At 70.7% G+C, this 24,511-nt stretch carries 26 protein-coding genes; 21 read left to right on the top strand and 5 right to left on the bottom strand.

What is annotated here, in order from left to right; genetic code table 11:
* Window position 1: 1 nt before the first annotated feature.
* Genes BP68_RS10095 through BP68_RS10085 form a run of 3 tightly spaced genes read left to right on the top strand, consistent with a single transcriptional unit; the run spans window position 2 to window position 3,207 of the window.
* Entirely contained in the window at window positions 2-1,144 is a 1,143-nt protein-coding gene (locus BP68_RS10095) for a glycosyltransferase (protein ID WP_496371255.1), read from the top strand.
* Window positions 1,141-2,220: a glycosyltransferase family 2 protein gene (locus BP68_RS10090; RefSeq protein WP_496371253.1), complete on the top strand. Its 1,080-nt coding sequence runs from the start codon at window positions 1,141-1,143 to the stop codon at window positions 2,218-2,220. The genes BP68_RS10095 and BP68_RS10090 overlap by 4 nt, the downstream gene beginning before the upstream one ends.
* A gap of 3 nt (window positions 2,221-2,223) precedes the next feature.
* Window positions 2,224-3,207 (top strand): glycosyltransferase family 32 protein, encoded by a 984-nt coding sequence (locus BP68_RS10085; protein WP_496371251.1) that lies wholly within the window; start codon window positions 2,224-2,226, stop codon window positions 3,205-3,207.
* A 69-nt stretch (window positions 3,208-3,276) separates the two neighbouring features.
* Here BP68_RS10085 and BP68_RS10080 read toward each other — a convergent pair whose 3' ends face one another.
* The gene (locus BP68_RS10080) at window positions 3,277-4,338 is read right to left on the bottom strand and encodes an NAD(P)H-dependent flavin oxidoreductase (RefSeq protein ID WP_496371249.1); all 1,062 of its coding nucleotides are present in this window, start codon (window positions 4,336-4,338) and stop codon (window positions 3,277-3,279) included.
* A gap of 3 nt (window positions 4,339-4,341) precedes the next feature.
* Window positions 4,342-5,241, bottom strand: coding sequence for a LysR family transcriptional regulator (locus BP68_RS10075; RefSeq protein WP_496371248.1), 900 nt, complete (start codon window positions 5,239-5,241; stop codon window positions 4,342-4,344).
* 81 nt (window positions 5,242-5,322) lie between these two features.
* Here BP68_RS10075 and BP68_RS10070 point away from each other — a divergent pair, with 81 nt between their 5' ends.
* Complete coding sequence (locus tag BP68_RS10070) at window positions 5,323-6,585, top strand: YbfB/YjiJ family MFS transporter (RefSeq protein WP_496371247.1); 1,263 nt, start codon at window positions 5,323-5,325, stop codon at window positions 6,583-6,585.
* A gap of 46 nt (window positions 6,586-6,631) precedes the next feature.
* Here BP68_RS10070 and BP68_RS10065 read toward each other — a convergent pair whose 3' ends face one another.
* The 3 genes from BP68_RS10065 to BP68_RS10055 all read right to left on the bottom strand — a co-directional run bounded on the left by BP68_RS10065 (window position 6,632) and on the right by BP68_RS10055 (window position 9,709).
* Complete coding sequence (locus tag BP68_RS10065) at window positions 6,632-7,180, bottom strand: redoxin domain-containing protein (protein ID WP_496371246.1); 549 nt, start codon at window positions 7,178-7,180, stop codon at window positions 6,632-6,634.
* Window positions 7,181-7,261: 81 nt separating this feature from the next.
* Window positions 7,262-7,990 carry a GntR family transcriptional regulator gene (locus BP68_RS10060; protein ID WP_496371245.1) on the bottom strand — a complete coding sequence of 243 codons (729 nt, stop codon included), beginning with the start codon at window positions 7,988-7,990 and terminating at the stop codon, window positions 7,262-7,264.
* Between the two features lie 15 nt (window positions 7,991-8,005).
* On the bottom strand, window positions 8,006-9,709 hold the full coding sequence (locus BP68_RS10055; protein ID WP_496371244.1) for a sigma 54-interacting transcriptional regulator: 1,704 nt from the start codon (window positions 9,707-9,709) through the stop codon (window positions 8,006-8,008).
* Here BP68_RS10055 and BP68_RS10050 point away from each other — a divergent pair.
* The 17 genes from BP68_RS10050 (at window position 9,708) to BP68_RS09970 (ending at window position 24,496) form a co-directional block, all read left to right on the top strand.
* Window positions 9,708-9,887, top strand: a complete 180-nt coding sequence (locus tag BP68_RS10050; RefSeq protein ID WP_496371243.1) for a hypothetical protein — start codon at window positions 9,708-9,710, stop codon at window positions 9,885-9,887. The two genes, BP68_RS10055 and BP68_RS10050, sit on opposite strands and share 2 nt — an antisense overlap.
* 74 nt (window positions 9,888-9,961) lie before the next feature.
* On the top strand, window positions 9,962-10,252 hold the full coding sequence (locus tag BP68_RS10045; RefSeq protein WP_496371241.1) for a phenol hydroxylase subunit: 291 nt from the start codon (window positions 9,962-9,964) through the stop codon (window positions 10,250-10,252).
* 44 nt (window positions 10,253-10,296) lie between these two features.
* Window positions 10,297-11,289, top strand: coding sequence for an aromatic/alkene monooxygenase hydroxylase subunit beta (locus BP68_RS10040; protein WP_496371239.1), 993 nt, complete (start codon window positions 10,297-10,299; stop codon window positions 11,287-11,289).
* Between the two features lie 23 nt (window positions 11,290-11,312).
* Window positions 11,313-11,582 (top strand): MmoB/DmpM family protein, encoded by a 270-nt coding sequence (locus BP68_RS10035; RefSeq protein ID WP_496371237.1) that lies wholly within the window; start codon window positions 11,313-11,315, stop codon window positions 11,580-11,582.
* A 46-nt stretch (window positions 11,583-11,628) separates the two neighbouring features.
* On the top strand, window positions 11,629-13,176 hold the full coding sequence (locus BP68_RS10030; protein WP_496371235.1) for an aromatic/alkene/methane monooxygenase hydroxylase/oxygenase subunit alpha: 1,548 nt from the start codon (window positions 11,629-11,631) through the stop codon (window positions 13,174-13,176).
* 87 nt (window positions 13,177-13,263) lie between these two features.
* Window positions 13,264-13,620 carry a phenol hydroxylase subunit P4 gene (locus tag BP68_RS10025; protein ID WP_496371233.1) on the top strand — a complete coding sequence of 119 codons (357 nt, stop codon included), beginning with the start codon at window positions 13,264-13,266 and terminating at the stop codon, window positions 13,618-13,620.
* 70 nt (window positions 13,621-13,690) lie between these two features.
* The gene (locus tag BP68_RS10020; RefSeq protein WP_496371231.1) at window positions 13,691-14,758 is read left to right on the top strand and encodes an NADH:ubiquinone reductase (Na(+)-transporting) subunit F; all 1,068 of its coding nucleotides are present in this window, start codon (window positions 13,691-13,693) and stop codon (window positions 14,756-14,758) included.
* A gap of 11 nt (window positions 14,759-14,769) precedes the next feature.
* The gene (locus BP68_RS10015) at window positions 14,770-15,114 is read left to right on the top strand and encodes a 2Fe-2S iron-sulfur cluster-binding protein (RefSeq protein ID WP_496371229.1); all 345 of its coding nucleotides are present in this window, start codon (window positions 14,770-14,772) and stop codon (window positions 15,112-15,114) included.
* 20 nt (window positions 15,115-15,134) lie between these two features.
* A complete protein-coding gene (locus BP68_RS10010; protein ID WP_496371227.1) occupies window positions 15,135-16,061 on the top strand; it encodes a catechol 2,3-dioxygenase in 927 nt (308 codons plus the stop codon).
* Window positions 16,061-16,489, top strand: a complete 429-nt coding sequence (locus tag BP68_RS10005) for a GlcG/HbpS family heme-binding protein (RefSeq protein ID WP_496371225.1) — start codon at window positions 16,061-16,063, stop codon at window positions 16,487-16,489. Before BP68_RS10010 ends, BP68_RS10005 begins: the two co-directional genes overlap by 1 nt.
* Before the next feature lie 14 nt (window positions 16,490-16,503).
* Entirely contained in the window at window positions 16,504-17,394 is an 891-nt protein-coding gene (locus BP68_RS10000; protein ID WP_496371223.1) for a SphA family protein, read from the top strand.
* A 104-nt stretch (window positions 17,395-17,498) separates the two neighbouring features.
* Complete coding sequence (locus BP68_RS09995; RefSeq protein WP_496371221.1) at window positions 17,499-18,959, top strand: 2-hydroxymuconic semialdehyde dehydrogenase; 1,461 nt, start codon at window positions 17,499-17,501, stop codon at window positions 18,957-18,959.
* Window positions 18,960-19,071: 112 nt separating this feature from the next.
* Entirely contained in the window at window positions 19,072-19,854 is a 783-nt protein-coding gene (gene dmpE / locus BP68_RS09990; protein ID WP_496371219.1) for a 2-oxopent-4-enoate hydratase, read from the top strand.
* A 14-nt stretch (window positions 19,855-19,868) separates the two neighbouring features.
* Window positions 19,869-20,777 carry an acetaldehyde dehydrogenase (acetylating) gene (locus tag BP68_RS09985; protein ID WP_496371217.1) on the top strand — a complete coding sequence of 303 codons (909 nt, stop codon included), beginning with the start codon at window positions 19,869-19,871 and terminating at the stop codon, window positions 20,775-20,777.
* Between the two features lie 14 nt (window positions 20,778-20,791).
* Entirely contained in the window at window positions 20,792-21,820 is a 1,029-nt protein-coding gene (gene dmpG, locus BP68_RS09980; RefSeq protein WP_496371215.1) for a 4-hydroxy-2-oxovalerate aldolase, read from the top strand.
* 13 nt (window positions 21,821-21,833) lie between these two features.
* Window positions 21,834-23,252, top strand: coding sequence for a methyl-accepting chemotaxis protein (locus tag BP68_RS09975; protein ID WP_496371213.1), 1,419 nt, complete (start codon window positions 21,834-21,836; stop codon window positions 23,250-23,252).
* A complete protein-coding gene (locus BP68_RS09970; protein ID WP_496371211.1) occupies window positions 23,249-24,496 on the top strand; it encodes an ABC transporter substrate-binding protein in 1,248 nt (415 codons plus the stop codon). The genes BP68_RS09975 and BP68_RS09970 overlap by 4 nt, the downstream gene beginning before the upstream one ends.
* Window positions 24,497-24,511 lie beyond the last annotated feature (15 nt).

Genomic DNA, 24,511 nt, shown 5'->3' with positions numbered 1-24,511 from the left:
CATGTCTGCACACGCCTTTGTTCCCGTACCGTCCGGCGCGCCCCGCCGGCCTCGGGTGCTGCACTTCGTGACCGGGGGCTTTTCCGGCGCCACGCAGGTGGCCGTGGACCTGGTGCGCGCCCACGCGGCCTCCGGCCGCTGCGAGGCGCTGCTGGTGCTGCGCCGCAAGCGGCATACGCGCAACGAGCGCGTGCAGGCGCTGCGGGACCAGGGGCTGGCGGTGGAAACCGTGGCGGGTTGGGCCCATGCCGCCACCATCTGGCAGCTGGTCGCGCTTTGCCGGCGTTTCAAGCCGGACGTGCTGGTGGCCCACGGCTTCAGCGAGCACCTGTGGGGGCGCTATGCGGGGTTGATGGCCGGCGTGCCGCGCCTGGTGCATGTGGAGCACAACTCCCGCGAGCGCTACACCGCCTGGCGGCTGCGCCAGGCCCTGTGGCTGGCACAGCGCACCGACCTGATCGTGGGCGTTTCCGAGGGGGTGCGCCAGAGCCTGCTCGACCGTGGCTTTCCCGCCGCCAAGACCGTGGCCATTCCCAACGGCATCGACCTGGCGCCGTATGCGCCGGCGCGCCATCCCATGTGGGCCGACCGGGTGCCGGGCATCGTCATGACCGCCCGCTTTGCACGCCAGAAGGACCACGCCACGCTGCTGCGCGCCGTGGCGCTGCTGCGTCAGCGCGGGCTCACTCCGCCCGTCCGGCTTGCGGGCGGCGGCAAGGCGGGGGCGCAGAGCGCCGCGCGCAAGCTGTGCACGGCCCTGGGGCTGGACGGGCAGGTGGAGTTCCTGGGCCACTGCGGTGATGTGCCGGGGCTGCTCATGGGCCATCGCATCTGCGTGCTGGCCACGCACTACGAGGGCATGCCCCTGTCGTTGATCGAGGGCATGGCCGCGGGCTGTGCCGTGGTGGGCAGCCGTGTGGTGGGCGTGCAGGAAATCGTCGATGACGGCCGCAATGGCCTGCTGGCCGCGCATGCCGATCCCCAATCGCTGGCCGACGCGTTGGCGCGCCTGCTGACGTGCGATGACGAGGCGCAGCGCCTGGCCCAGGCCGCGCGGGAAGACGCACGGCACCTGTACAGCCTGCAGACCATGACGACGCGCTACGAGGACCTGCTGCTGCAGGGGCTGGAGGCGGCGCGGTGAGCGACGCCGTGCGCGCATCGGCCGCGCCCTGGCTCAGCATCCTGGTGCCGGTCTACAACGTGCAGGACTATTTGCAGGAGTGCCTCGCCTCCGTGGTGGAGCAGGTGGCGCAGCTGCCGCATGCCCGGGATGGCGGTGCGGGCGTGGAGGTGCTGGTGCTCGACGACCGCTCCACCGACGGCTCGCGCGCGCTCATGGAGCAGCTGGCGCAGCGCTGGCCCGGCCGGCTGACCCTGATGTACCACGCGGTCAACCAGGGCCTGAGCGCGGCGCGCAACACCATGATCGACGCGGCCCGCGGCGAATACCTCTGGTTTCTTGACTCCGACGACAAGCTGCTGCCGGGCGCGCTGGCCGGCTTGCAGGCCACCGTGCAGCGCCATGCCCCGGATGCGGTGCTGTGCGACTTCACGGTGTGGCGCGAGCGTGCACGGCTCAAGCACCGGCTGCGTGGTGAGAGGCATCGCGCCACCTTTGCCGGCCCGGCAGGGGGGCCTCAGAACGATCGCGCGGGGCTGCTGGCGGGTTTGTTCCTGACCGGGCAGCTGCATGCCTGGTCCAAGGTGACGCGGCGCGCGCTGTGGGGGGCGGACCTGCGGTTCCCCGCGGGCCGCTACTTCGAGGACATGGCCGCCATGCCGCAGGCCTTGCTGCGCGCGCGCAGCTATTGCTACATGCCCCAGCCCTGGGTGGCCTACCGCCAGCGTGGCAGCAGCATCCTGGCGACGATGACCTTGCCCAAGGCGTTCGACCAGTCACAGGCGCTGGAGGCGTTTGCCCAGGCCCTGCGCGCCGCCGAGGCCGAGGGGGCCATGCCCGCCAGCGCGGCGCTGCATTTTGCGCTGGCCCACCAGAGCGCGCGCAACCTTGCCGGCGCGGCGCGTTTCCTGGAGCGGGCCGGCCTGCCCATGGCCGAACGCCAGGCCGCGGCGCGGCGCCTGCGGGGCGACTTCGCTGCGGCATCGCCGTTGTCGGCACCGGCGCTGCTGCGCGCCTACGTGCGGCGCGGCTGGTGGCTGCGCGCTCTGCGGCTGCGCCATGCCTGGAGCGTCGTGGCGGCCGGCGGACAGGGCTGACCCATGTCGCAGGCGCCGTCCTCCACCCGCTGGAAGCACCGGGGTGAACTGTGGCTGGCGGGCTGGCTCAAGCGCTGGTACCGCCTGTGCCCGCGCGACCTGGAGGTGGCGTCGGCGCCGGTGTTCACGCTGCATGCCACGGGCGCGGCAGCCGCGGCGCCGGCCGCGCGCCCGGGCATCCCCCGCATCCTCTGGAGCTACTGGCAGGGCGGCACGCCGCCGCTGCTGGTGCGGCGCTGCTTCGAGCATTGGCGGCGCCTGCATCCGCATTTCGAGATCCGCATCCTGGACGAGCGCGGCGTGCTGCAGTACCTGCCGGCCATCCCCGCCGCGCTCGACGGCGCATCGGCCGCCAGGCGCGCCGACTGGATCCGGCTGGAGCTGCTGCGCCGCCATGGCGGCATCTGGCTGGACGCCAGCACCATCCTCACCCAGCCGCTGGACTGGGTGCTGCAGGAGCAGGCACGCACGGGCGCCGACTTCGTGGGCTACTACCTGCAGCAGTACACCAGCGTCCCGGACCGGCCGGTGGTGGAGAACTGGTTCATGGCCGCACCGCCCGGCAGCCCCTTCATCGAAGACCTGCAGCGCGAATTCACGCAGGAGGTCATCGCCCGCACCGGCGAGCAGTACATCGCCCACCTGCAGGCCCAGGGCCTGTACGCGCAGGCGCTGCAGCGTATCGACATGCCGGCCTACCTGAGCATGCATTTGGCGCTGCAGGTGGTCCTGCTGCGCGGGGGGCGCTACCGGCTGAGCCTGTCCCCGGCGGAGTCGGGGCCGTACTTCCTGCATGTGCAAGGCCGCTGGCGCCGCGCCGCGCTCAAGCTGCGGCTGCTGTTCGCGCGCATACGCGGGCCGCTGCCGCCCCTGATCAAGCTGCGCTCGCCCGACCGGCGCCGGCTCGACGACTACCTGGCGCGTGGCCTGTACCTGCCCGAGAGCGTGGCGGGGCGCTGGCTCACGGGCGACGATGCGCAGCGCTGATGTGCTATTAATTTAATAGCTGTTGACGCTTTGTGGATAAGCGTCAAATGCCAAAAAGGCTCCAGCCCCTCACGCCCGCAGGCGCTGCAGCGCGGCCTGCCATTCCTGCGCCAGCAGCGCCACCAGCCGATCCGCCGGCAGCGCCCGCGCCGCGGCCACGCCCTGGCCGGCCCACAGCGACAGGCAGTCGGCCCGGCCCTGGCCGGCGGCGGCCTTGCGCAGCGCGCCGGTCAGCGCGTTCTGCACGGGATAGGCGGGCACGGCGGCCTCCGCGTCGGCCAGCCGTTCCATCATGGCGTTGACGATGCCGCGCGCCGGGCGGCCCGAGAAGATGCGTGTGACGCGCGTGTCCGTGGCCTGGGCCTGCGCCATGGCGGCGCGCTGCGCGGGGACGATGGCGGACTCGGGGCAGGCCAGGAAGGCCGTGCCCATTTGCACCGCCTGTGCGCCCAGCGCCTGCGCGGCGGCGATGCCGCGCCCGTCCATGATGCCGCCGGCGGCGATCACAGGGATGGACAGCGCATCCACGCACTGCGGCACCAGGGCCAGGGTGCCGACCATGCTGGCGTCGAAGTCGCCCAGGAAGGTGCCGCGGTGGCCGCCGGCCTCCATGCCGCTGACCACCACCGCATCGGCGCCCGCCTGCTCCCAGGCCAGCGCCTCGGCCAGCGTGGTGGCGGTGCCGATCACGCAGCTGCCGGCCTCGTTCTTGAGGCGCTGGACCTGGGCGGCGTCGAGGAGGCCGAAGGTGAAGCTGGCCACGGCGGGGCGGGCGGCGATGAGCGCCTCGAACTGCGCGGCGAAGTCTTCGCACCAGCGCGTGGGCACCTCGGGGGTCAGGCCGAACTCGGCGTACAGCGGGGCCAGCCGCTCCAGGGCGGCGGCGACCTCGGCGGCGTCGGGCCGGGGCGTCTCCAGCACGAACAGGTTCATGCCGAAGGGGCGGTCGGTGGCCGCGCGCACGGCGGCCGCGGCCTGCGCCATGGCGTCGGGCGAGCGCATGCCGCAGCCCAGAAAGCCCAGGCCGCCGGCCTGCGAGACGGCGGCCGCCAGTTGCGGCGTGTCGGAGCCCGTCATGGGCCCCTGGAGGATGGGCAGGTCGATGCGCAGGCGTTGCAGCAGGGAAGTCATGGGTCAGCTCCGGAAAGAAGAATCGGGAAAGTCATTGCCGCCGTGCCGCGCGTCGAGCAGGGCTTGCCGCAGCGCGGCCAGCGCCGGCGTGGCGTAGCCGGTGCGGTGTACCAGCACGGTTGCGCAGTCGCCCAGCGGCACCCAGCGCAGCGCCGGCGGCGTGCGCAGCAAATCCACCACCGACTGGGGCACCACGCCCGCGCAGCGGCCGGCGGCCACGCAGGCCAGGATGGCGGGGTAGGACGCCAGCTCCAGCACCTGCGGCGCCTGGCCCGTGGCCTGGCGCATCCAGTCCTCGCCGATGCGGCGGTAGGTGCAGCCGTGGGTGAAGGCGGCCAGCGTGGACAGGCGCAGGTCGGCCGGGGTGTCCACGGGCGGGTGGCTGGCGGGCAGGGCCAGCAGCAGCGATTCGGTGAACACGGGCGTGCGCTCCACCGGCGCGTCGGGCTCCAGGCCGGGCGGCGGCCAGGCCACCAGCGCGCAGTCGAGCTGGTGGGCCAGCACCTGCTCCACCAGCTGGCGCGAGGGCGCGGTGCGCAGCTCCAGCACCAGCTGCGGCCACTGGGCGTGCATCTGCGCCAGCGGCGCGGGCAGGCGGGCGGCGGCCGTGCTCTCCATGGCGCCGATGCGCAGGTGGCCGGCGGGCGCGTCCGGGTGCAGGGCCTGGCGCGCCTCCTCGGCCAGGGCCAGCAGGCGGTCGGCGTAGGCGTGCAGGGTCTCGCCGGCGGGCGTGAGCAGCATGCGCCGCCCTTCGCGCAGGAACAGGGCAGTGCCCAGTTGCTCCTCCAGCTGCTGCACCCGCGTGGTCACGTTGGATTGGGCGCGGCCCAGCCGCTCGGCCGCGCGCGTGACGCTGCCTTCACGGGCCACCGTGCGAAAGATGTCCAGTGCCACCAAGTCCATATGAATATGTTTTAAAGATGGTTTTGCAAAAAGCAATCTTGAAATAAGATTTGTGGCGATCATAACGCCCGGAGAGACACCATGGAATCACAGGCCCACCCCACCCGCGCCACCCCCGCGCCCACCGCGCACTGGGGCGAGCGGCCCGCGGCGGTGGCGCTGGCCGGCATGCTGGCGCTGGCCGTGGCCATGGGGGTGGGGCGCTTCGCCTTCACGCCGCTGCTGCCGATGATGCTGAACGACGGCGTGCTCACCCTCGCCGAGGGCAGCTGGCTGGCCACGGCCAACTACGTGGGTTACCTGCTGGGGGCGCTGGCCTGCATGGCGCTGCCCTGGGTGGCGCCCGGCTTCTACGCGCGCTGGCACCCGGCGCGGCTGGCACGCGCGGGGCTGGCGGCCACGGTGCTGCTCACGCTGGCCATGGCGCTGCCGTGGCCGGCCGGCTGGCCGGCGCTGCGCTTCGCGGCGGGCGCGGCCAGCGCCGTCGCGCTGCTCAACGTGGCGGCCTGGTGCATGGTGCGCCTGACGGTGCTGGGGCGGCCCGCCATGGGCGGGCTGATCTTCTGCGGGCCGGGCCTGGGCATCGTGCTCACGGGGCTGGCGGCCAGCGCCATGGTGGCCGCGCAGTGGCGCGCGGCGCCGGGCTGGGTGGTGTTCGGGCTGCTGGCGGTGCTGCTGTGCGCCGGGGTCTGGCCCGTGGTGCGGGGACGTGCGGCCATGGCCAGGGCGGGCGCGGCGCCCCCGGCGGCGCAGGCGGGCACCGGCGGCACGGTGGCGGCGCGCGCCGTGCATGCGCTGGCCTACGGGCTGTCGGGGCTGGGCTACATCGTCACCGCGACCTTCCTGCCCGTGATCGCGCGTGGCGCGCTGCCGCCGGACTCGCCCTGGCCCGACCTGTTCTGGCCCGTGTTCGGCGCGGGGGTGGCCATCGGCGCGGCGCTGAGCACGCGCGCGCCCGCGGCCTGGGACCGGCGCTGGCCGCTGCTAGCCGCCTATGCGCTGCAGGCGCTGGGGATCGCGCTGGGGCTGGTCTGGCCCACGCCGGCAGGCTTTGCGCTCAGCAGCCTGCTGGTGGGCTTGCCGTTCACGGCCATCACCTTCTTCGGCCTGCAGGAGGCGCGGCGCCTGTGGCCGCAGTCGGCCGACAGCTTCGCCAGCCTGGTGACGGCGGTCTACGGCCTGGGGCAGATCGCCGGGCCGCCGCTGGTGGCCTGGCTGCTGGCGCAGGCCGGGCCGGCCCAGGGCTTTGCGCGCGGGCTGGCGCTGGCGGCGGCGGCATTGGTGGCCGGCGCGGTGATGTACGGGCTGTCGGCCTGGCGCTGGCCGGTGGCGCGCGGGCGCTAGCCGCTGATCCGCGGCAGGGCCGCGGCCCGGGTGCGCGGATGGGCGCTCACGGCAGGTCCGTGGGCCGGCAGCCGTCGGTGTCGCAGCCCGTGCCTGTCGCCTCGGCGGCGGGTGCCACGGGCTCGGCCAGCAGCCGGCCCAGCAGGGCGCCCAGGCGCAGATCGTCGAAATGCCCGAAGTGGTGCAGGCGCACGCGGCCCTGCGGGTCCAGCACCACCAGGCTGGGCGTGCCGCGCAGCGACAGGCTTTGCATGGTCCGCGGGATGCTGCGCGGCGGGTCGGCCTGGTCCAGCCCGATGGGAAAGCGCAGCCGGTATTCGTGGATGAAGGCCTGCAGCGCCGCCGCGCTGCCCTGCACGGCATGGTGTTCGAACACCGTGTGCAGGCCGACCACGACCAGCTGGTCCTGCGAAAACGCCTCGTGCACGCGCCGCGCCTGCGGAATGCCGTGCTCCACGCAGCCGGGGCACAGCATCTGGAACGCGTGCAGCACCACGATGCGCCCGCGCAGGGCCTCCAGCGTGAGCGGCTGCGGGGTGTTGAACCATTGCGCCACCTGCAGGGGCGGCGCGGGAGGGGGGTGGGCGGCGGTCATGGGCGCACCCTAGCGTGCCTGGGCGGGAACGTCCACGGAAAGGGTATTGATTGCTATTAATAATATAGCTGCTTGCGCTTGCTACATGGGTGCTGGAGGCTTGCCGGGCAGTGAGACCCGGCCCTCGCGCAGCGCCTGGATGAGCAGGTCGGGGGTGGTGCGGATATGCGCCTCCAGCGCCAGCGCGGCGCGCGCGTCCTGCCCGGCCATGGCGTAGTGGAAGATTTCGGTGTGCTCGGCGTGCACGTCGCGCACGGCGCCGGGCAGGGCCATGGCGAAGCTGCGGTAGCGCTCGGTGTGGCGCGAGAGCTGGCGCAGCACGCGCATGGTCCAGGGCGAGGGGCGGCCCGACAGCAGCGCCTCGTGAAAGTGCACGTTGAGCTGCTCCCACAGGCGCCGCCGCCCGGGCGCGATCGGCTCCTCGGCCGAGAGGGCGGCAAAGGCCTGCTCCAGCCGCTGGCGCCACTGCGCGTCGCCCGCGCGGATCGACTGGCGCAGCGCCGTGGTCTCGATCTGCACGCGCAGGTGGGTGATGTCCTCCAGGTCTTCCAGGGCGATGGGCGCCACGCGAAAGCCGCGCTGCCCCTCGGTGACCACCAGCGCGTCGCTGGCCAGCCGCGTGATGGCCTCGCGCAGCGTGCCGGCGCTCACGCCGTAGCCGGCCTTGAGGTGCTCCACGCGCAGCCGCTCGCCGGGCACGAGCCGGCCGGTCACGATGTCGTCGCGCAGTTGGGCGTAGGCCTGCTCGATCAGGGTGCGCGCGGACGGCGCGGGGTGGTCGGGGGCGCACAGGGCGCTGCGTTTGGCCATGCGGGGTTTCCGTCGTCAGAGGTCGCGGATCTTGTTCAGGCGGTAGCTCAGCTGCGGGCGGGTCAGGCCCAGCAGGCGCGCGGCCGCGGCCAGGTTGCCGTGGTTGCGTTCCACGGCGGCCTCGATCAGGTGGGTCTCCAGCGCCTGCAGGTCGAGCCGGTCGGACAGCAGGCGCTCGATCAGCGCGGTGTCGCAGGCGCCGGGGGGCGGCTCGCCCAGGCGGCCGGAGACCTGCAGGGTGTGGGCCGGCGCGGCCGCCGGGGCGCCGCCGGCGCTGTCCGGGAACAGGTGCACCGCGTCCACGGGCTGGCCGGGGTCGGCCAGGATCACGCCGCGCTCGATCAGGTTCTCCATCTCGCGCACGTTGCCCGGCCAGGCGTACTGGCGCAGCGCGTGCAGGGCGCGGTCGGTCAGGTCGCCGATGTGCTTGTCGTGCCGCGTGGCGAAGCGCTGCAGCAGGTGCCGGGCGAAGGGCTCGATGTCGTCCAGCCGCTCGCGCAGCGGCGGGATGCGGATGGGGTAGACGTTGAGCCGGTAGTACAGGTCCTGGCGGAAGCGCCCGGCGCGCACGGCCTCGGCCAGGTCCACGTGGGTGGCGGCCACCAGGCGCACGTCCACCTGGCGCGGCTGGGTGGCGCCCAGGCGCTCGACCTGGCCGTCCTGCAGCACGCGCAGCAGCTTGGCCTGGGCGGACAGCGGCAGCTCGCCCAGCTCGTCCAGGAACAGGGTGCCGCCGTGTGCGCGCTCGAAGCGCCCGGCACGCGCGGCGTCGGCGCCGGTGAAGGCGCCCTTCTCGGTGCCGAAGAGTTCCGACTCCACCAGGTTGCCCGGCAGCGCGGCGCAGTTCACCGCCACGAAGGGCTTGGTGGCGCGCGGGCTCAGGGCGTGCAGGGCGCGGGCAAAGCGCTCCTTGCCCACGCCGGTCTCGCCGGTGAGCAGCACCGTCACCTGGGTGCCCGCCGCCTTGCGCAGCAGCTGCGTGGCGGCGCTGAAGCCGGCCGAGCGCCCGATCAGCGGGCCCAGGGCGTCGGCGGGCGGCTCGGGGCGGTCCTCGGCGGGCATGGGGGCGGGCCAGGCGGGCAGGGTGCGCGGGCCGTCCGGCGGTATCAGCGCGTCCGGCGCGTAGTCGCTGGCCAGCTGGGCACCGTCGGGCCAGTCCTGCACCGGCCGGCCCTCGATGCCGCAGTGCGCATGGCCGCAGGCGGCGCACTGCACCTCCTTGTAGAGCACGGTGCGGCCCATGAAGGCGCTGGTGTAGCCCGAGGCGTAGCCCAGCAGCGTCCAGCACACAGGGGCGCTTTGCGGGCCGAAGTCGCGCACATGGGTCTCCACCTCCCAGGAGTGCTGCCAGTCGAACATGCCGTGGAAATGGCCACTGGCCATGTCCAGCTCCAGCAGCCGGGGCGTGACCTGCACGGCCCCCTGCAGCATGTGCAGCTGCGGGCCGACGCTGAACATGGCGAAGCCGTCGGCGCCGGGGCGCAGCTGGCGTGCCAGCGCGGCGTCGCGTTCGCCCGAGGCGTAGCCCACGCGCAGCAGCAGGCGGCGCGCGCCGGTGGGGCCCAGGGTGTGCATCAGCTCGCGCCGCAGGATGCCCAGCGAGGCCGCGTGCAGCAGCACCATGCGCTGGCCCGCCAGCCAGATGCGGCCATCGGCCGCGGAGAACTGGATCTGGCGCCGCAGGTCGGCATCCGAAGGCAGGGCAGGGAGGGTGGGCATGCGTCGAATTATCGATAAACGATTTTCCGGCGCAAGCTGGGAAATCCCCCTTGAGATTCATCAAATGGTGAATTCGCCCGGTGATGCGGTGTGCAAATCATCAAGTTGCACTGCAGCAAACGGCATATCCGGTCCCATGGCATGGGCGATCGGCCTGCTGGAATCGGCCATTTTTTAAGGGTTTACCCGTGAATTATCGAGATTTCGCGGTTCTGGCCCGGGTCCTGGCACATGTCCTGCATAGACCGGGGCATGAGCACTACGCCCACCCCTTCCGACGACGCCTGGGATGTCCAGCGCCGCTTCATCCGCATCGTGCAGGTGCACGACAACGGCATGGTCGAGTTCGAGTTCGCCGTGGGCGAGCCGCAGCTCTACGTGGAGATGGTGATGCCGCGGCCGCAGTTCGAGGAGTTCTGCGCCATGCAGGCGGTGGTGCCCACGCAGGGCCGCCTGCCCGAGCACGGCGAGGGCAGTGCCGAGCACGAATGGGACTGGAACCTGCGCGATGCCCGCGAGCGGCATTTCCGCCAGGCGCCCTGACATCCACCGCTTCCCACACCGACAAAACCTAGGAGACAAGCCCCATGCAAATCGACCTGCGCACCGTCAGCATCACGCCGCTGCGCCAGACCTACGACCACATCGCCCGGCGCCTGGGCGCGGACAAGCCGGCCTCGCGCTACCTGGAGGCCACGATGGACGTGCAGCCCCAGGCCAACTTCCACTACCGCCCCACCTGGGACCCGGAGCATGAGCTGTTCGACGCATCGCGCACCCGCGTGGTGATGCAGGACTGGTACGCGCTCAAGGACCCGCGCCAGCTCTACTACGGCACCTATGCCCAGGCGCGCGCCCGCATGCAGGAGACGGCCGAGGCCGACTTCGACTTCGTCGAATCGCGCGGCCTGGCCGACCGCTTCGACGACACGGCCCGCCGCACGGCGCTGGACTTCTACCTGCCGCTGCGCCACGTGGCCTGGGGCGCCAACATGAACGGCGCCTTCCAGTGCGCCTACGGCCACGGCACGGCCATCACCCAGCCCTGCCTGTACGCCAGCATGGACCAGCTGGGCATGGCGCAGTACATCACCCGCCTGGGCCTGCTGCTGGGCAATCAGGGCGACCTGGAAGCGGCCAAGCAGGCCTGGCTGGAGGCGCCCGCCTGGCAAGGCCTGCGCCGCCTGGTGGAAGACACCTGGGTGCTCAAGGACTGGTTCGAGCTGTTCGTGGCGCAGAACGTGGCGCTGGACGGCATCCTGTTCGGTCTGGCCTACCGCGAGGTGGACACCGCCCTGTCCGAGCAGGCCGGCCCCACGGTGTCGATGCTCACGCGCTTCCAGGCCGAGTGGTTCCAGGACGCCAACAAGTGGGTGGACGCCGTCATGAAGACCGCCGCCGCCGAGAGCGCCGAGAACCAGGCCCTGCTGGGCCAGTGGTACGCCCACTGGCGCGGCCGCGTGCAGGAGGCCCTGGTGCCGGTGGCGCGCCTGGCGCTGGGGGATGCAGGCGATGCCGCCTTGGAGCGCGCCGTGGCCGCCGTCGATGCGCGCATGCACAAGGCCGGCATCGCCGTCTGAAGCCCCGCAGGAGAACACACCCCATGTCCACCGTATTCATCGCCTTCCAGAAGAACGAGGAGACGCGCGCCATCGTCGACGCCATCGTCGCCGACAACCCGCACGCCATCGTCAACCAGCAGCCCGCCATGGTGAAGATCGACGCCCCCGGCCGCCTGGTGATCCGCAAAAGCAGCATCGAGCAGGAGATCGGGCGCGAGTTCGACCTGCAGGAAATGCATGTGCACCTCATCACCCTGTCGGGAAACATCGACGAGACCGACGACGAGCTCTGCCTGAGCTGGAACCAATGAACGCGGCGCCCGCGTGCGCCACCGCGAGAACCCAAGGAGACAAGCCATGGATATGAAAGTCAGCAAGAAGCTGGGCCTGAAGGAGCGCTACAACCTCATGACGCGCGACCTGGCCTGGACGCCCACCTACCAGGCCGTGAAGGACGTGTTCCCGTACATGGAGTACGAGGGCATCAAGATCCACGACTGGGACAAGTTCGAGGACCCGTTCCGCATGACGATGGACTCGTACTGGAAATACCAGGCCGAGAAAGAGCGCAAGCTCTACGCCATCATCGACGCCTTCGCGCAGAACAATGGCCACCTGGGCGTGACGGACGCGCGCTACATCAACGCGCTCAAGCTGTTCCTCACCGGCGTGAGCCCGCTGGAATACATGGCGCACCGCGGCTTCGCCCATGTGGGCCGCCAGTACCCCGGCGCCGGCCCGCGCGTGGCCTGCCTGATGCAGAGCCTGGACGAGATCCGCCACTCGCAGACGCAGCTGCACAGCCTGTCCAACTACAACAAGCACTACAACGGCTTTGCCAACTGGCGCCACCAGCACGACCGCGTGTGGTACCTGAGCGTGCCCAAGAGCTTCTTCGACGACGCCGTGAGCGCCGGGCCGTTCGAGTTCATCGTGGCCATCGGCTTCGCCTTCGAATACGTGCTGACCAACCTGCTGTTCGTGCCCTTCATCAGCGGCGCGGCCTACAACGGCGACATGGGGGCCATGGCCTTCGGCTTCTCGGCGCAGTCCGACGAGTCGCGCCACATGACGCTGGGGCTGGAGATCATCAAGTTCATCCTGGAGCAGGACCCCGACAACCTGCCCATCGTGCAGGCCTGGCTGGACAAGTGGTTCTGGCGCGGCTACCGCGTGCTGACGCTGGTGGCCATGATGATGGACTACATGCTGCCCAAGCGCGTGATGAGCTGGAAGGAGGCCTGGGAAACCTATGCCGAGCAAAACGGCGCCGCGCTGTTCGGCGACCTGGCGCGCTACGGCATCAAGGTGCCCAAGGGCTGGGAGCAGGCCTGCAAGGACAAGGACCACCTGAGCCACCAAGCCTGGAACGTGTTCTACAACTACGGCGCGGCCGCGCCCTTCCACACCTGGGCACCCAGCGAGAAGGACATGCAGTGGCTGTCGGCCAAGTACCCCGACACGTTCGACAAGTACTACCGCCCGCTGTGGGAGCACTACGCCAAGGAACAGGCCGAGGGCCGGCGCTTCTACAACAAGACGCTGCCCATGCTGTGCCAGACCTGCCAGATCCCGATGTTCTTCACCGAGCCGGACGACCCGACCAAGATCGCCTACCGCGAGAGTGATTACAAGGGCATGAAGTACCACTTCTGCTCCGACGGCTGCAAGCACATCTTCGACAACGAGCCCGAGAAGTACGCCCAGAGTTGGCTGCCCGTGCACCAGATCTACCAGGGCAACTGCTTCCCCGAGGACGCCGACCCCTCCAAGCCCGACTTCGACCCGCTGATGGAGGTGCTGCGCTGGTACCGCATGGAGTTCGGCCGCGACAACCTGGACTACGCCGACTCGCAGGACAAGAAGAACTTCGAGACCTGGCGCGAGCAGGCCACCAACAACTGACGCAGCCGCCGCACCGCGCCCGGCCCCCGCTGGCCGGGCCGCGCGGCGCCGCGCACCCCACGACAACACAAGACAGGAGACAAGTCCATGGCCGTCACATCCGCCGCCCCCTACGACTTCCCGCAGAAGGACACCGTCGATCAGTTCCCCGCGCCGCTGCTCTACATCGGCTGGGAAGACCACAAGATGTTCTGCGCCCCGTTCTGCGTGCCCATGCCGCCCGCCACCCGCTTCGGCGACCTGGTGCACGGCGCGCTGCCCGGCATGTTCGGCGCGCACCCCGACTTCGAGCGCATCGACTGGAACCAGGCCGAATGGTTCGTCTCGGGCCGTCCCTTCACGCCCGACATGGACAAGACCGTGGCCGAGAACGGCCTGGGCCACAAGAGCGTGATCCGCTTTCGCACGCCGGGCCTGACCGGCCTGGGGGGTAGCTGCTTCTGAGGAAAAAAGGCCTGTTGGCCTTATGCAGCAAGCGCTAGATGCTATTGAAATTGAAGTCTGCGAGAACGCCATGAGCCACCAGCTCACCATTGAACCGCTCGGCCAGGTGATCGAGGTCGAGGAGGGCCAGACCATCCTCGACGCCGCCCTGCGCGCCGGCATCTACCTGCCCCACGCCTGCTGCCACGGGCTGTGCGGCACCTGCAAGGTCCAGGTGACCGACGGCGACATCGAACACGGCGAGGCCAGCGGCTTCGCCCTGATGGACTACGAGCGCGACGAGGGCCAGTGCCTGGCCTGCTGCGCCACGCTGGAGTCCGACGCCGTGATCGAGGCCGAGATCGACGAGGAACCCGACGCGCGCAACCTGCCAGTGCAGGACTTCGGCGGCGTGGTCTCGCGCATCGAAGACCTCACGCCCACCATCAAGGGCGTGTGGATCGAGCTGGACGCGCCCATCACCTTCCAGGCCGGCCAGTACGTCAACCTGCAGATTCCGGGCGAGAGCCAGCCGCGGGCGTTCTCCATCGCCAGCAGCCCGGCGCAGGCCCGCGAGATCGAGCTGAACATCCGCCAGGTGCCGGGCGGCAAGGGCACGGCCTGGGTGCACCAGCAGCTGCAGGCGGGCGAGCGGGTGCGCCTGTCCGGCCCCTACGGGCGCTTCTTCGTGCGCGCCTCGGCCCACCAGGCCGACGGGCTGGGCTACCTGTTCCTGGCCGGCGGCTCGGGCCTGTCCAGCCCGCGCTCCATGGTGCTGGACCTGCTGGCCGCGGGCGGCGACAAGCCCATCACCCTGGTCAACGGCGCGCGCACGCAGGACGAGCTGTACCACCACGCCGAGTTCGAGCAACTGGCCGCCGAGCACCCGCGCTTCACCTACGTGGCCGCGCTCTCGGGCGAGCCCGAGGACAGCGGCTGGCAGGGCGCGCGCGGCTTCGTGCACGAGGCCGCCAAGGCGCATTTCGGCAACGACTTCCGCGGCCACAAGGCTTACCTGTGCGGACCGCCCTTGATGATCGACGCCTGCATCACCACGCTGATGCAGGGCCGCCTGTTCGAGCGCGACATCTACACCGAGAAGTTCATCTCGGCCGCCGACGCGCAGCAGGTGCGCAGCCCGCTGTTCAAGAAGATCTGAAGGCACAGGCCATGGCGAGCTTCACCGTCACCATCGCCGAGACCGGCGAAAGCTACCGCTGCCTTGCCGAGCGCTCCGTGCTCGAAGGCATGGAGGCCCTGGGCCGCAAAGGCATCCCGGTGGGCTGCCGCCAGGGCGGCTGTGGCGTGTGCAAGGTGCAGGTCATCGAAGGGCAGTTCGCCAAGCGCGTGATGAGCCGCGCCCATGTGAGCGCCGAGGAAGAAGCCAGCGGCTGCGTGCTGTCGTGCCGCATCAAACCCAGCAGCGACCTGCGCGTGAGCGTGGTCGGTGCCATGAAGAAAAACGTGTGCCGCCCGCAGGGGCCGGCGGCGCCATCCCTTTCCACACCCACCTGAGAAAACCTAAGGAGACAAGCATGGCAATGACAGGCGTTTTGCGCCCAGGGCACGCACAGATCCGTGTGCTGGACCTGGAGGAGTCGGTCCAGTGGTACACCGACGTCATGGGCCTCGTGCCCATGGGCCGCGACAACCAGGGCCGCGCGTACTTCAAGACCCGCGCCGAGCGCGACCACAACAGCGTGGTGCTGCGCCAGGCCGACCAGGCGGGGCTGGACTTCTTCGCCTTCAAGGTGCTGGACCGGGCCACGCTGGAGGAGCTGGACCGCAAGCTGCAGGCCCATGGCGTGAAGACCGAGCGCATTCCCGCCGGCGAGATGCTGGAGACCGGCGAGCGCGTGCGCTTCCAGATCCCCACGGGCCACACCATGGAGCTGTACGCCGACAAGTCCGCCGTGGGCAGCACCATCGGCTGCAACGACCCCGAGGTGGACGTGATCGACGGCCCCGGCATCCGTCCCATCCGCATGGACCACTGCCTGATCTACGGCGGCGACATCGACGGCAACGTCAAGCTGTTCACCGAGGTGCTGGGCTTCAACGTGGTCGAGCGCGTCAAGCTCGAGGACGGCCAGACCGACCTGGGCGTGTGGCTGACCTGCAGTGCCAAGGCGCACGACATCGCCATGGTGCGCCACGCCGAGGACGGCAAGCTGCACCATGTCTCGTTCCAGATGCCGAGCTGGGAAAGCGTGCTGCGCGCGGCCGACATCATGAGCATCCAGCGCGTGTCGATCGACGTGGGGCCCACGCGCCATGGCGTGACCCAGGGCACGACGATCTACTTCTTCGACCCCAGCGGCAACCGCCTGGAAACCTTCTGCGGCGGCTACGACCACTACCCCGACATGCAGCCCATCACCTGGAGCTGGGAGCATGTGGGGCGCGGCATCTTCTACCACGACCGCAAGCTCAACGAGGCTTTCCTGAGCGTGGTGACCTGATGCAGCGCAGCGTCGAACAACGCACCATCACCGCCGACGCGGCCCATGCGGCGGTGGCCGCCGCCGTGGCCCAGGCGGGCGCGCTGGGCATCCGCATCAACGCCGCGGTGACCGACGCCTCGGGCGTGCTGGCGGCCTTCCTGCGCATGCCGGGGGCCTTCCTGCACTCGGTGGACATCGCCATCGACAAGGCCTACACGGCGGCCGGCTTCGGCTTCGCCACCGGGCAATGGGCCGGCATCTTGCAAGGCGACGAGGCGCTGCGCCTGGGCATGCCCCAGCGCCCGCGCAACGTGGTCTTCGGCGGCGGCCTGCCCATGCGTGAGGGTGGGGTGCTGATCGGCGGCATCGGCGTATCCGGCGGCAGCGCAGAACAGGACGAAATCTGTGCCCGCGCCGCGCTGGCGGCGCTGGGCCTCGACACATGAAGGAACACACAAGCATGAAGACAACACACATCGCCGCCGCCCTGGCGCTGGCGGGCGCCCTGGCCGCCACCGGCGCCCAGGCCGAAGGCCACTACGTGCCGGGCGTGGAGGGCGTGCAGGCGGCCAGCGTGCCGCCGCCGGGCATGTACTACCTGGGCTACCTGGTGAACTACAGCATCGACGGCTTCCGCGCGCCGGGCAGCAGCGACAACTTGCCCGGCCACAACCGCGGCACCGTCACGGCGCTGGCCAACCGCTTCGTCTGGGTCACTAACCACAAGCTGCTGGGCGCCGACTACGGCATGGAGGCCATCGTGCCGGTGCTGCGCACCTCGCTCACCATCAACGCGGCCGGCATCTCCGACAGCCGCAGCGGCGTGGGCGACATCTACCTGGGCCCGCTGGTGCTGGGCTGGCACGGTCCGCAGTGGGACGCCGTGGCCGCCGCCGGCATGTGGTTCGACACCGCCAGCACCAGCCATCCGGCATCGCCCGGCAAGGGCTTCAAGAGCACCATGCTCACGGGCGGCCTGACCTACTACTTCGACGGCGCCAAGACGCTCTCGGGCTCGGGGCTGATGCGCTACGAGTTCAACGGCAAGAACGGCGCGGGCTATCGCGCGGGCGACCAGCTCACGCTGGAATGGGGCCTGGGCAAGTCGTTCGGCGCGGTGTCGGCGGGGCTGGTGGGCTACAGCCAGTGGCAGACCACCAAGGACACCGGCCCCGGCGCCAGCGGCGACAAGTCCGCGCGCCACGCCTTGGGGGCCGAGTTGGTCTACCCCGTGCCGGGCGCGGGCGTGTTCCTCAAGGGCGCGTTCTACAAGGAGTTCAGCGCCAAGGGCGGCACGGGCCCGCAGGCCAAGGGCTCGCTGCTGCGCTTCACGCTGGTCAAGGCGTTCTAGGCCGATCCAAGGGGGAGGGCGCGCGGCGGATGACAGGGCCGCCGCGCGCCCGCGGGGGCCGCATGCCGCACAGGTGTTCAACATTTCCACAGCAGAGCAACGACATGAAAGAGTTTCTCAACTTCATCAACGGTGAGTACGTCAGGAACGCCAGCGGCAAGACGTTTAACAACATCAACCCGGTGAACGGCCACGTCATCGGCAGCATCCACGAGGCGGGCCAGGGCGAGGTCGATGCCGCCGTGGCCGCGGCCCAGGCCGCGCTCAAGGGCGACTGGGGGCGGCTGTCGGTCATCGAGCGCTGCAAGCTGCTCGACGCCGTGGCCGGCGAGATCAACCGCCGCTTCGACGACTTCCTGCAGGCCGAGATCGCCGACACCGGCAAGCCGCACCACCTGGCCTCGCATGTCGACATTCCGCGCGGCGCGGCCAACTTCCAGATCTTCATCGACACCATCAAGAGCACGGCCACCGAGTCGTTCAACATGCGCACGCCCGACGGCAAGACCGCGCTGAGCTACGGCGTGCGCGTGCCGCGCGGCGTGATCGCCGTGGTCTGCCCGTGGAACCTGCCGCTGCTGCTCATGACCTGGAAGGTCGGCCCGGCGCTGGCCTGCGGCAACACCGTGGTCGTCAAGCCCAGCGAGGAAACCCCGGCCACCGCCACGCTGCTGGGCGAGGTGATGAACGCGGTGGGCATGCCGCGCGGCGTGTACAACGTGGTGCACGGCTTCGGCCCCGGCTCGGCCGGCGAGTTCCTGACCCGCCACCCCGGCGTGAACGGCATCACCTTCACCGGCGAGACGCGCACCGGCAGCGCCATCATGAAGGCTGCGGCCGACGGCGTGCGCCCCGTGTCGCTGGAGATGGGCGGCAAGAACGCGGCCGTGGTGTTCGCCGACTGCGACTTCCAGGTGACCGTGGACACGCTGACCCGCTCGTGCTTCGAAAACGCCGGCCAGGTCTGCCTGGGCACCGAGCGCGTGTATGTCGAGCGCCCGATCTTCGAAAAGCTGGTGGCTGCGCTGAAGGACCGTGCCGAGGCCATGAAGCCCGGCCTGCCGTTCGACCACGACACCAAGATCGGTCCGCTGATCAGCAAGAAGCACCAGGCCAAGGTGCTGGGCCTGTACCAGACGGCCCAGGACGAGGGCGCAACCATAGTCACCGGCGGCGGCGTGCCCGACATGCCCGAGGCGCTGCGGGGCGGCTCATGGGTGCAGCCCACCATCTGGACCGGCCTGCCCGAAACCGCCACCGTGGTCACCGAGGAAATCTTCGGCCCCTGCTGCCACATCAGTCCCTTCGACAGCGAGGAGGAAGTGCTGGGCAAGGTCAACGCCAACCGCTACGGCCTGGCCACGGCCGTGTTCACGCAGGACATTGCGCGCGCCAACCGCCTGGCGCAGCAGATCGAGGTGGGCCTGTGCTGGATCAACGCCTGGTTCCTGCGCGACCTGCGCACGCCCTTCGGCGGCTCCAAGCAGTCGGGCATCGGCCGCGAGGGCGGCGTGCATTCGCTGGAGTTCTACACCGACCTGCGCAACGTGATGGTGAAGTTTTAAGCCAAAAAGGCCTGTGGCGCTTACTGGATAAGCGCAAATAGCTCCTTAAACAATAGCAACCTGGGCCCGCAGGGCCACCGCTCCGAACCACTTTTCTTTGCCGATTGATCCCATGAACACCTCTTTGCACGGCCCACTGGGCGACGAGCTGTACCAGGCCCTGACACAGCGCCAGGTGCTGGAGCCCCTGACCAACCGCCACCCCGACATCACCATCGAAGACGCCTACGCCATCCAGCAAAAGATGCTGGCGCGCCGCCTGGCGGCCGGCGAAAAGGTGGTGGGCAAGAAGATCGGCGTGACCTCCAAGGCCGTGATGGACATGCTGGGCGTGTACCAGCCCGACTTTGGCTGGCTCACCGACGGCATGGTCTACAACGAGGGCGAGGCGATCCCTGCCGATACGCTGATCCAGCCCAAGGCCGAGGGCGAGATCGCCTTCGTGCTCAAGAAGACGCTCAAGGGCCCCGGCGTCACGGCCGCCGACGTGCTGGCCGCCACCGAGGGCGTGATAGCCTGCTTCGAGATCGTGGATTCGCGCATCCGCGACTGGAAGATCAAGATCCAGGACACCGTGGCCGACAACGCCAGCTGCGGCGTGTTCGTGCTGGGCGACCGCCTGGTCGACCCGCGCGACGTCGATCTGGGCACCTGCGGCATGGTGCTGGAGAAGAACGGCGAGATCGTCGCCACCGGCGCCGGCGCCGCCGCCCTGGGCCACCCGGCCAACGCCGTGGCCTGGCTGGCCAACACCCTGGGCCGCCTGGGCATCGCCCTGGAGGCGGGCGAGGTGGTGCTGTCGGGCTCGCTGGGAATCATGGTGCCGGTGAAGGCCGGCGACAACCTGCGCGTGACCATCGGCGGCATCGGCGGCTGCTCCGTCCGCTTCATCTGACACGAGGAGCCCCCATGACCAAGAAGATCAAATGCGCCCTGATCGGGCCCGGCAACATCGGCACCGACCTGCTGGCCAAGCTGCAGCGCAGCCCGGTGCTGGAACCCGTGTGGATGGTGGGCATCGACCCCGAGTCCGACGGCCTGAAGCGTGCCCGCGAGATGGGCATCAAGACCACCGCCGAGGGCGTGGACGGCCTGGTGCCGCACATGCAGGCCGACGGCGTGCAGATCGTGTTTGATGCCACCAGCGCCTATGTGCATGCCGAGAACTCGCGCAAGGTCAACGCCCAGGGCGCGCTGATGATCGACCTCACGCCCGCGGCCATCGGCCCCTACTGCGTGCCCCCAGTGAACCTGCAGGAGCACCTGGGCCGCGGCGCGATGAACGTCAACATGGTCACCTGCGGCGGCCAGGCCACCATTCCCATGGTGGCGGCGGTGAGCCGCGTGCAGCCCGTGGCCTATGGCGAGATCGTCGCCACCGTCTCCAGCCGCTCGGCCGGCCCGGGCACGCGCAAGAACATCGACGAGTTCACGCGCACCACGGCCGGCGCCATCGAGCGCGTGGGCGGCGCCAAGAAGGGCAAGGCCATCATCGTCATCAACCCGGCCGACCCGCCTTTGATCATGCGCGACACCGTGCACTGCCTGACCGAGGGCGAGCCCGACCAGGCCGCCATCACGCACAGCATCCACGCCATGATCGCCGAGGTGCAGAAGTACGTGCCGGGCTACAAGCTGGTCAACGGCCCGGTGTTCGACGGCAACCGCGTCTCGGTCTTCCTGGAGGTCGAGGGCCTGGGCGACTACCTGCCCAAGTACGCCGGCAACCTGGACATCATGACCGCCGCCGCCGCGCGCACCGCCGAGATGTTTGCCGAAGAAATGCTCGCCGGCCGCCTCACCCTGCAGGCCGCCTGAAGGAGAACCCCACCATGACGAACAAGCACATCACCCTGCACGACATGACGCTGCGCGACGGCATGCACCCCAAGCGCCACCTGATGACGCTGGAGCAGATGAAGAGCGTGGCCCAGGGCCTGGACGCGGCGGGCGTGCCGCTGATCGAAGTGACCCACGGCGACGGCCTGGGCGGCGCCTCGGTCAACTACGGCTTTCCCGCGCACAGCGACGAGGAGTACCTGGGTGCCGTGATCCCGCTGATGCAGCAGGCCAAGGTCTCGGCGCTGCTGCTGCCGGGCATCGGCACCGTCGATCACCTGAAGATGGCGCACGGCCTGGGCGTGCACACCATCCGCGTGGCCACGCACTGCACCGAGGCCGACGTGAGCGAGCAGCACATCACCATGGCGCGCAAGCTGGACATGGACACGGTGGGCTTCTTGATGATGGCGCACATGAACAGCCCCGAGGGCCTGGTCCAGCAGGCCAGGCTCATGGAAGGCTACGGCGCCAACTGCATCTACGTCACCGACTCGGCCGGCTACCTGCTGCCCGACCAGGTGAAGGAGCGCATTGCCGCCGTGCGCGCGGCGCTCAAGCCCGAGACCGAGCTGGGCTTTCACGGCCACCACAACCTGGCCATGGGCGTGGCCAACTCCATCGCCGCCATCGAGGCCGGTGCCAACCGCATTGACGCGGCGGCCGCCGGCCTGGGCGCGGGCGCGGGCAACACGCCCATGGAGGTGCTGGTGGCCGTGCTCGACCGCATGGGCATCGCCACGGGCGTGGACGTGTGGAAGATCCAGGACGTGGCCGAGGACCTGGTGGTGCCGCTGATGGACTTCCCCATCCGCATCGACCGCGACGCGCTCACGCTGGGCTATGCGGGCGTGTACGGCAGCTTCCTGCTGTTCGCCAAGCGCGCCGAGAAGAAGTACGGCATTCCCGCGCGCGACCTGCTGGTCGAGCTGGGCCGCCGCGGCATGGTCGGCGGTCAGGAGGACATGATCGAGGACACGGCCCTGACCATGGCCCGCGCGCGCGGCCTGCGGGCCGCCTGACGGAGCCGGCGGCATGGCGACCGTGTTCATGGCCCTGGGGGCGCTCCTGCTGGCCTGCGTGGCCTGGCCCGTCTGGCCCCTGCCCTGGGCCGGGCTGCGCGAGGCCGCCGTGCTGGGGCTGGCGCTGCTGTGCCTGGCCCTGCTGGCGGCGCGGCGCCAGCGGCCCGCTGCGCGCCGGGCGCTGGAGCGGGTGGACCGGCACGCGCTGGACGTGGCCGTGAACAACGCCAGCATGATGTCCTCGTTCACGCGGGTCGTCTCCTTCTCGCGCGAGCAGTCCGCCGTGCTGGCCGGCCTGCGCGAGGGCGTGGATGCGCTGGCGCACAGCGTGGACACGGTGGCGCAGTCGGCCGCCATCACCTGCAGCGAGGTCGATTCCATGCACGCGCTGGCCCTGCGCGGCGACGGCCTGCTGCGCGAGACCTCACAGCGCATCGCCTCCCTGGCGCAGTCGGCCGACGGCCTGGAGGAGCGCTTTCGCGAGGTGCGCCAGCACACGGGCGATATCGAGGGCATCGTCGCCATGATCCAGAACGTGGCCATGCAGACCAACCTGCTGTCGCTGAACGCCGCCGTCGAGGCGGCGCGCGCGGGCGAGCAGGGGCGCGGCTTCGCCGTGGTGGCCGACGAGGTGCGCCAGCTGGCCGGCCGCACGCGCGAGGCCACGCAGCAGATTCGCCAGATGATCGCCGGCATCACCGCCAGCACGCTGGCGGCCGACGAGTTCCTGCAGACGGTGCTGCAGGACATCCAGGGCAGCGTGCAGCGCACGCACGAGACGGGCCTGGCCCTGGCCGACATCCGCGACCGCTCCGGCCGCACGCGCGAGGCCGCCGGCGACATGGCCGCCGCCGCACAGACCCAGGGCGGCGTGAGCCAGCGCCTGGTGCACGACGCCGAGCGGCTGTCCGCCGCCGCGCACCAGTCGGTCGAGTGGGTGGGACAGAGCAACGCCCAGCTGCGCGTGGTGCAGGGGCTGATCGGGCAGCTCAAGCGCGAGACCTCGGGCCTGCTGCCCGCGGGCAACCCGGCCGCCGTGCTGGCCGACGGCATCGAGGAACTGCGCGCCTGCAACATCCTGGTGATGAACGCCGACACCGCCGCCGAGGTGGCGCCGGTGGTCGAGCGCATCGCCCAGATCGACCGGCAGATGGACGGCGCCTGGGCGGCGCTGCAGCGCGGGCGCGGCGCCCGGCGCTGGGGCGATGCGGCCCGCCAGTTCGCCGCCGCGCTGCAGTCCTACCGCAGCCTGCGCGGCCAGGCCCTGGCGCTGGCCGCGCAGGGCGACTTTGGCGCGGTGCGCACCCTGGTGCCGCAGCAGGTGCGCCCGGCCTACGACCGCGTCAAGGCCGCGCTGGCGCAGCTCGATGCCCAGGCAGTCGACGCGGGGACCGACATGCGGCCGGTGCAGGCCGGCGGGGTGGCGGCATGAAGCGGCGTGAACTGCTGGCTGCGGGCGCGGCCCTCGGCACGCTGGGCGGCAGCGGCGCGGCCCGCGCGCAGACCGCGCCGCTGCGCGTGGCGCTGATCTCGCCCACCACCGGCGCGCTCTCGGCCTTTGGCGCCACCAACACCTATGTGCATGGCCTGTTTGCACAGCGCCTGGCGGCTGGGCTGCCCACGCGCCACCTGGGCCAGCGCGCGGTGACGCTGGAGCTGCACGACGCCGCGTCGTCGCCCGCCAAGGCGGCGGAGATCGCGGCGGCGCTGGCCGCCGACGGCGTGCACCTGGTGCTGGCCACGGCCACGCCCGAAATCTGCAACCCCGTGGCCGACGTGTGCGAGGACGCCGGCGTGCCCTGCGTGACCTCGGTGGTGCCGTGGCAGGCCTGGTTCCATGGCCGCAAGGGCCAGCGCGACAAGGGCTTTCAGTGGACCTACCATTTCTTCGCCGGACTGGAGGACTTCGCCAGCGTCTACAGCAGCCTGTTCGCCCGCGCGGACCTGGGCCGCATGGTGGGCGGCATCTGGCCGGACGACATCGACGGCAGCGCCTTCCGCGAGGCCATGCCGCAGGCCCTGGCGCAGCACAAGCTCACGCTGTTCGACCCGGGCCGCCTGCAGCTGGCCGCGCCCGACTACGCCGGCATCGCCACCCGGCTGCGCGACGCGGGTGTGCAGATGCTGACCGGCGTGCTGCCGCCGCCCGTGGCCCTGGCCTTCCTCGAGGCCGCGCGCAAGGTGGGCTACCAGCCGCGCATGGCCTCCATCGCCAAGGCGTTCGCGTTCCCCGAGACCGCGGCCGCCATCAACACCCCCGGCATCGCGCTGACCAACGAGGTGTGGTGGTCGCCGGCCTGGCCCTTCCGCTCGGGCTGGACCGACGCCACCTCGCAGCAGGTGGCGCAGGAGTACGAGCAGCGCACGGGCCGGCCCTGGGTGCAGACGCTGGGCTTCTCGCACGCGCTGGTCGATCTGGCGGTGCAGGTCATCCAGGAGGCCGAGGGCGCCACGCGCCAGGGCCTGCTGCAGGCCCTGCGCCGCACCAAGGCCAAGACGGTGGTGGGGCCGCTGAGCTTCGGCGGCCGCTTTCCCAGCCTCAACGTGTGTTCCACCCCCGCCGTGGGCGGCCAATGGCAGCGCGACGCGCAGGGCCGCTGGGTGCTGCAGGTGGTGGACAACACGCGCTCGCCCTTCATCCCCGTCACCACCCGCCTGCAAGTGGCGGGCGGCTGACGGGCTCTCTTTTTA

The sequence above is a fragment of the Diaphorobacter oryzae DSM 22780 genome, from assembly GCF_059568935.1.
Note: the sequence above shows the minus strand (reverse complement) of the source record. Positions and strands in the feature narration are given on the sequence as shown.

Bases quoted from the DNA above. Each gene is read 5' to 3' on its own strand.
- BP68_RS10095 (WP_496371255.1), top strand. From the start codon at position 2: ATGTCTGCACACGCCTTTGTTCCCGTACCGTCCGGCGCGCCCCGCCGG.
- BP68_RS10085 (WP_496371251.1), top strand. From the start codon at position 2,224: ATGTCGCAGGCGCCGTCCTCCACCCGCTGGAAGCACCGGGGTGAACTG.
- BP68_RS10080 (WP_496371249.1), bottom strand. From the start codon at position 4,338: ATGACTTCCCTGCTGCAACGCCTGCGCATCGACCTGCCCATCCTCCAG.
- BP68_RS10075 (WP_496371248.1), bottom strand. From the start codon at position 5,241: ATGGACTTGGTGGCACTGGACATCTTTCGCACGGTGGCCCGTGAAGGC.
- BP68_RS10070 (WP_496371247.1), top strand. From the start codon at position 5,323: ATGGAATCACAGGCCCACCCCACCCGCGCCACCCCCGCGCCCACCGCG.
- BP68_RS10065 (WP_496371246.1), bottom strand. From the start codon at position 7,180: ATGACCGCCGCCCACCCCCCTCCCGCGCCGCCCCTGCAGGTGGCGCAA.
- BP68_RS10060 (WP_496371245.1), bottom strand. From the start codon at position 7,990: ATGGCCAAACGCAGCGCCCTGTGCGCCCCCGACCACCCCGCGCCGTCC.
- BP68_RS10050 (WP_496371243.1), top strand. From the start codon at position 9,708: ATGCGTCGAATTATCGATAAACGATTTTCCGGCGCAAGCTGGGAAATC.
- BP68_RS10055 (WP_496371244.1), bottom strand. From the start codon at position 9,709: ATGCCCACCCTCCCTGCCCTGCCTTCGGATGCCGACCTGCGGCGCCAG.
- BP68_RS10045 (WP_496371241.1), top strand. From the start codon at position 9,962: ATGAGCACTACGCCCACCCCTTCCGACGACGCCTGGGATGTCCAGCGC.
- BP68_RS10040 (WP_496371239.1), top strand. From the start codon at position 10,297: ATGCAAATCGACCTGCGCACCGTCAGCATCACGCCGCTGCGCCAGACC.
- BP68_RS10035 (WP_496371237.1), top strand. From the start codon at position 11,313: ATGTCCACCGTATTCATCGCCTTCCAGAAGAACGAGGAGACGCGCGCC.
- BP68_RS10030 (WP_496371235.1), top strand. From the start codon at position 11,629: ATGGATATGAAAGTCAGCAAGAAGCTGGGCCTGAAGGAGCGCTACAAC.
- BP68_RS10025 (WP_496371233.1), top strand. From the start codon at position 13,264: ATGGCCGTCACATCCGCCGCCCCCTACGACTTCCCGCAGAAGGACACC.
- BP68_RS10020 (WP_496371231.1), top strand. From the start codon at position 13,691: ATGAGCCACCAGCTCACCATTGAACCGCTCGGCCAGGTGATCGAGGTC.
- BP68_RS10015 (WP_496371229.1), top strand. From the start codon at position 14,770: ATGGCGAGCTTCACCGTCACCATCGCCGAGACCGGCGAAAGCTACCGC.
- BP68_RS10010 (WP_496371227.1), top strand. From the start codon at position 15,135: ATGGCAATGACAGGCGTTTTGCGCCCAGGGCACGCACAGATCCGTGTG.
- BP68_RS10005 (WP_496371225.1), top strand. From the start codon at position 16,061: ATGCAGCGCAGCGTCGAACAACGCACCATCACCGCCGACGCGGCCCAT.
- BP68_RS10000 (WP_496371223.1), top strand. From the start codon at position 16,504: ATGAAGACAACACACATCGCCGCCGCCCTGGCGCTGGCGGGCGCCCTG.
- BP68_RS09995 (WP_496371221.1), top strand. From the start codon at position 17,499: ATGAAAGAGTTTCTCAACTTCATCAACGGTGAGTACGTCAGGAACGCC.
- dmpE (WP_496371219.1), top strand. From the start codon at position 19,072: ATGAACACCTCTTTGCACGGCCCACTGGGCGACGAGCTGTACCAGGCC.
- BP68_RS09985 (WP_496371217.1), top strand. From the start codon at position 19,869: ATGACCAAGAAGATCAAATGCGCCCTGATCGGGCCCGGCAACATCGGC.
- dmpG (WP_496371215.1), top strand. From the start codon at position 20,792: ATGACGAACAAGCACATCACCCTGCACGACATGACGCTGCGCGACGGC.
- BP68_RS09975 (WP_496371213.1), top strand. From the start codon at position 21,834: ATGGCGACCGTGTTCATGGCCCTGGGGGCGCTCCTGCTGGCCTGCGTG.
- BP68_RS09970 (WP_496371211.1), top strand. From the start codon at position 23,249: ATGAAGCGGCGTGAACTGCTGGCTGCGGGCGCGGCCCTCGGCACGCTG.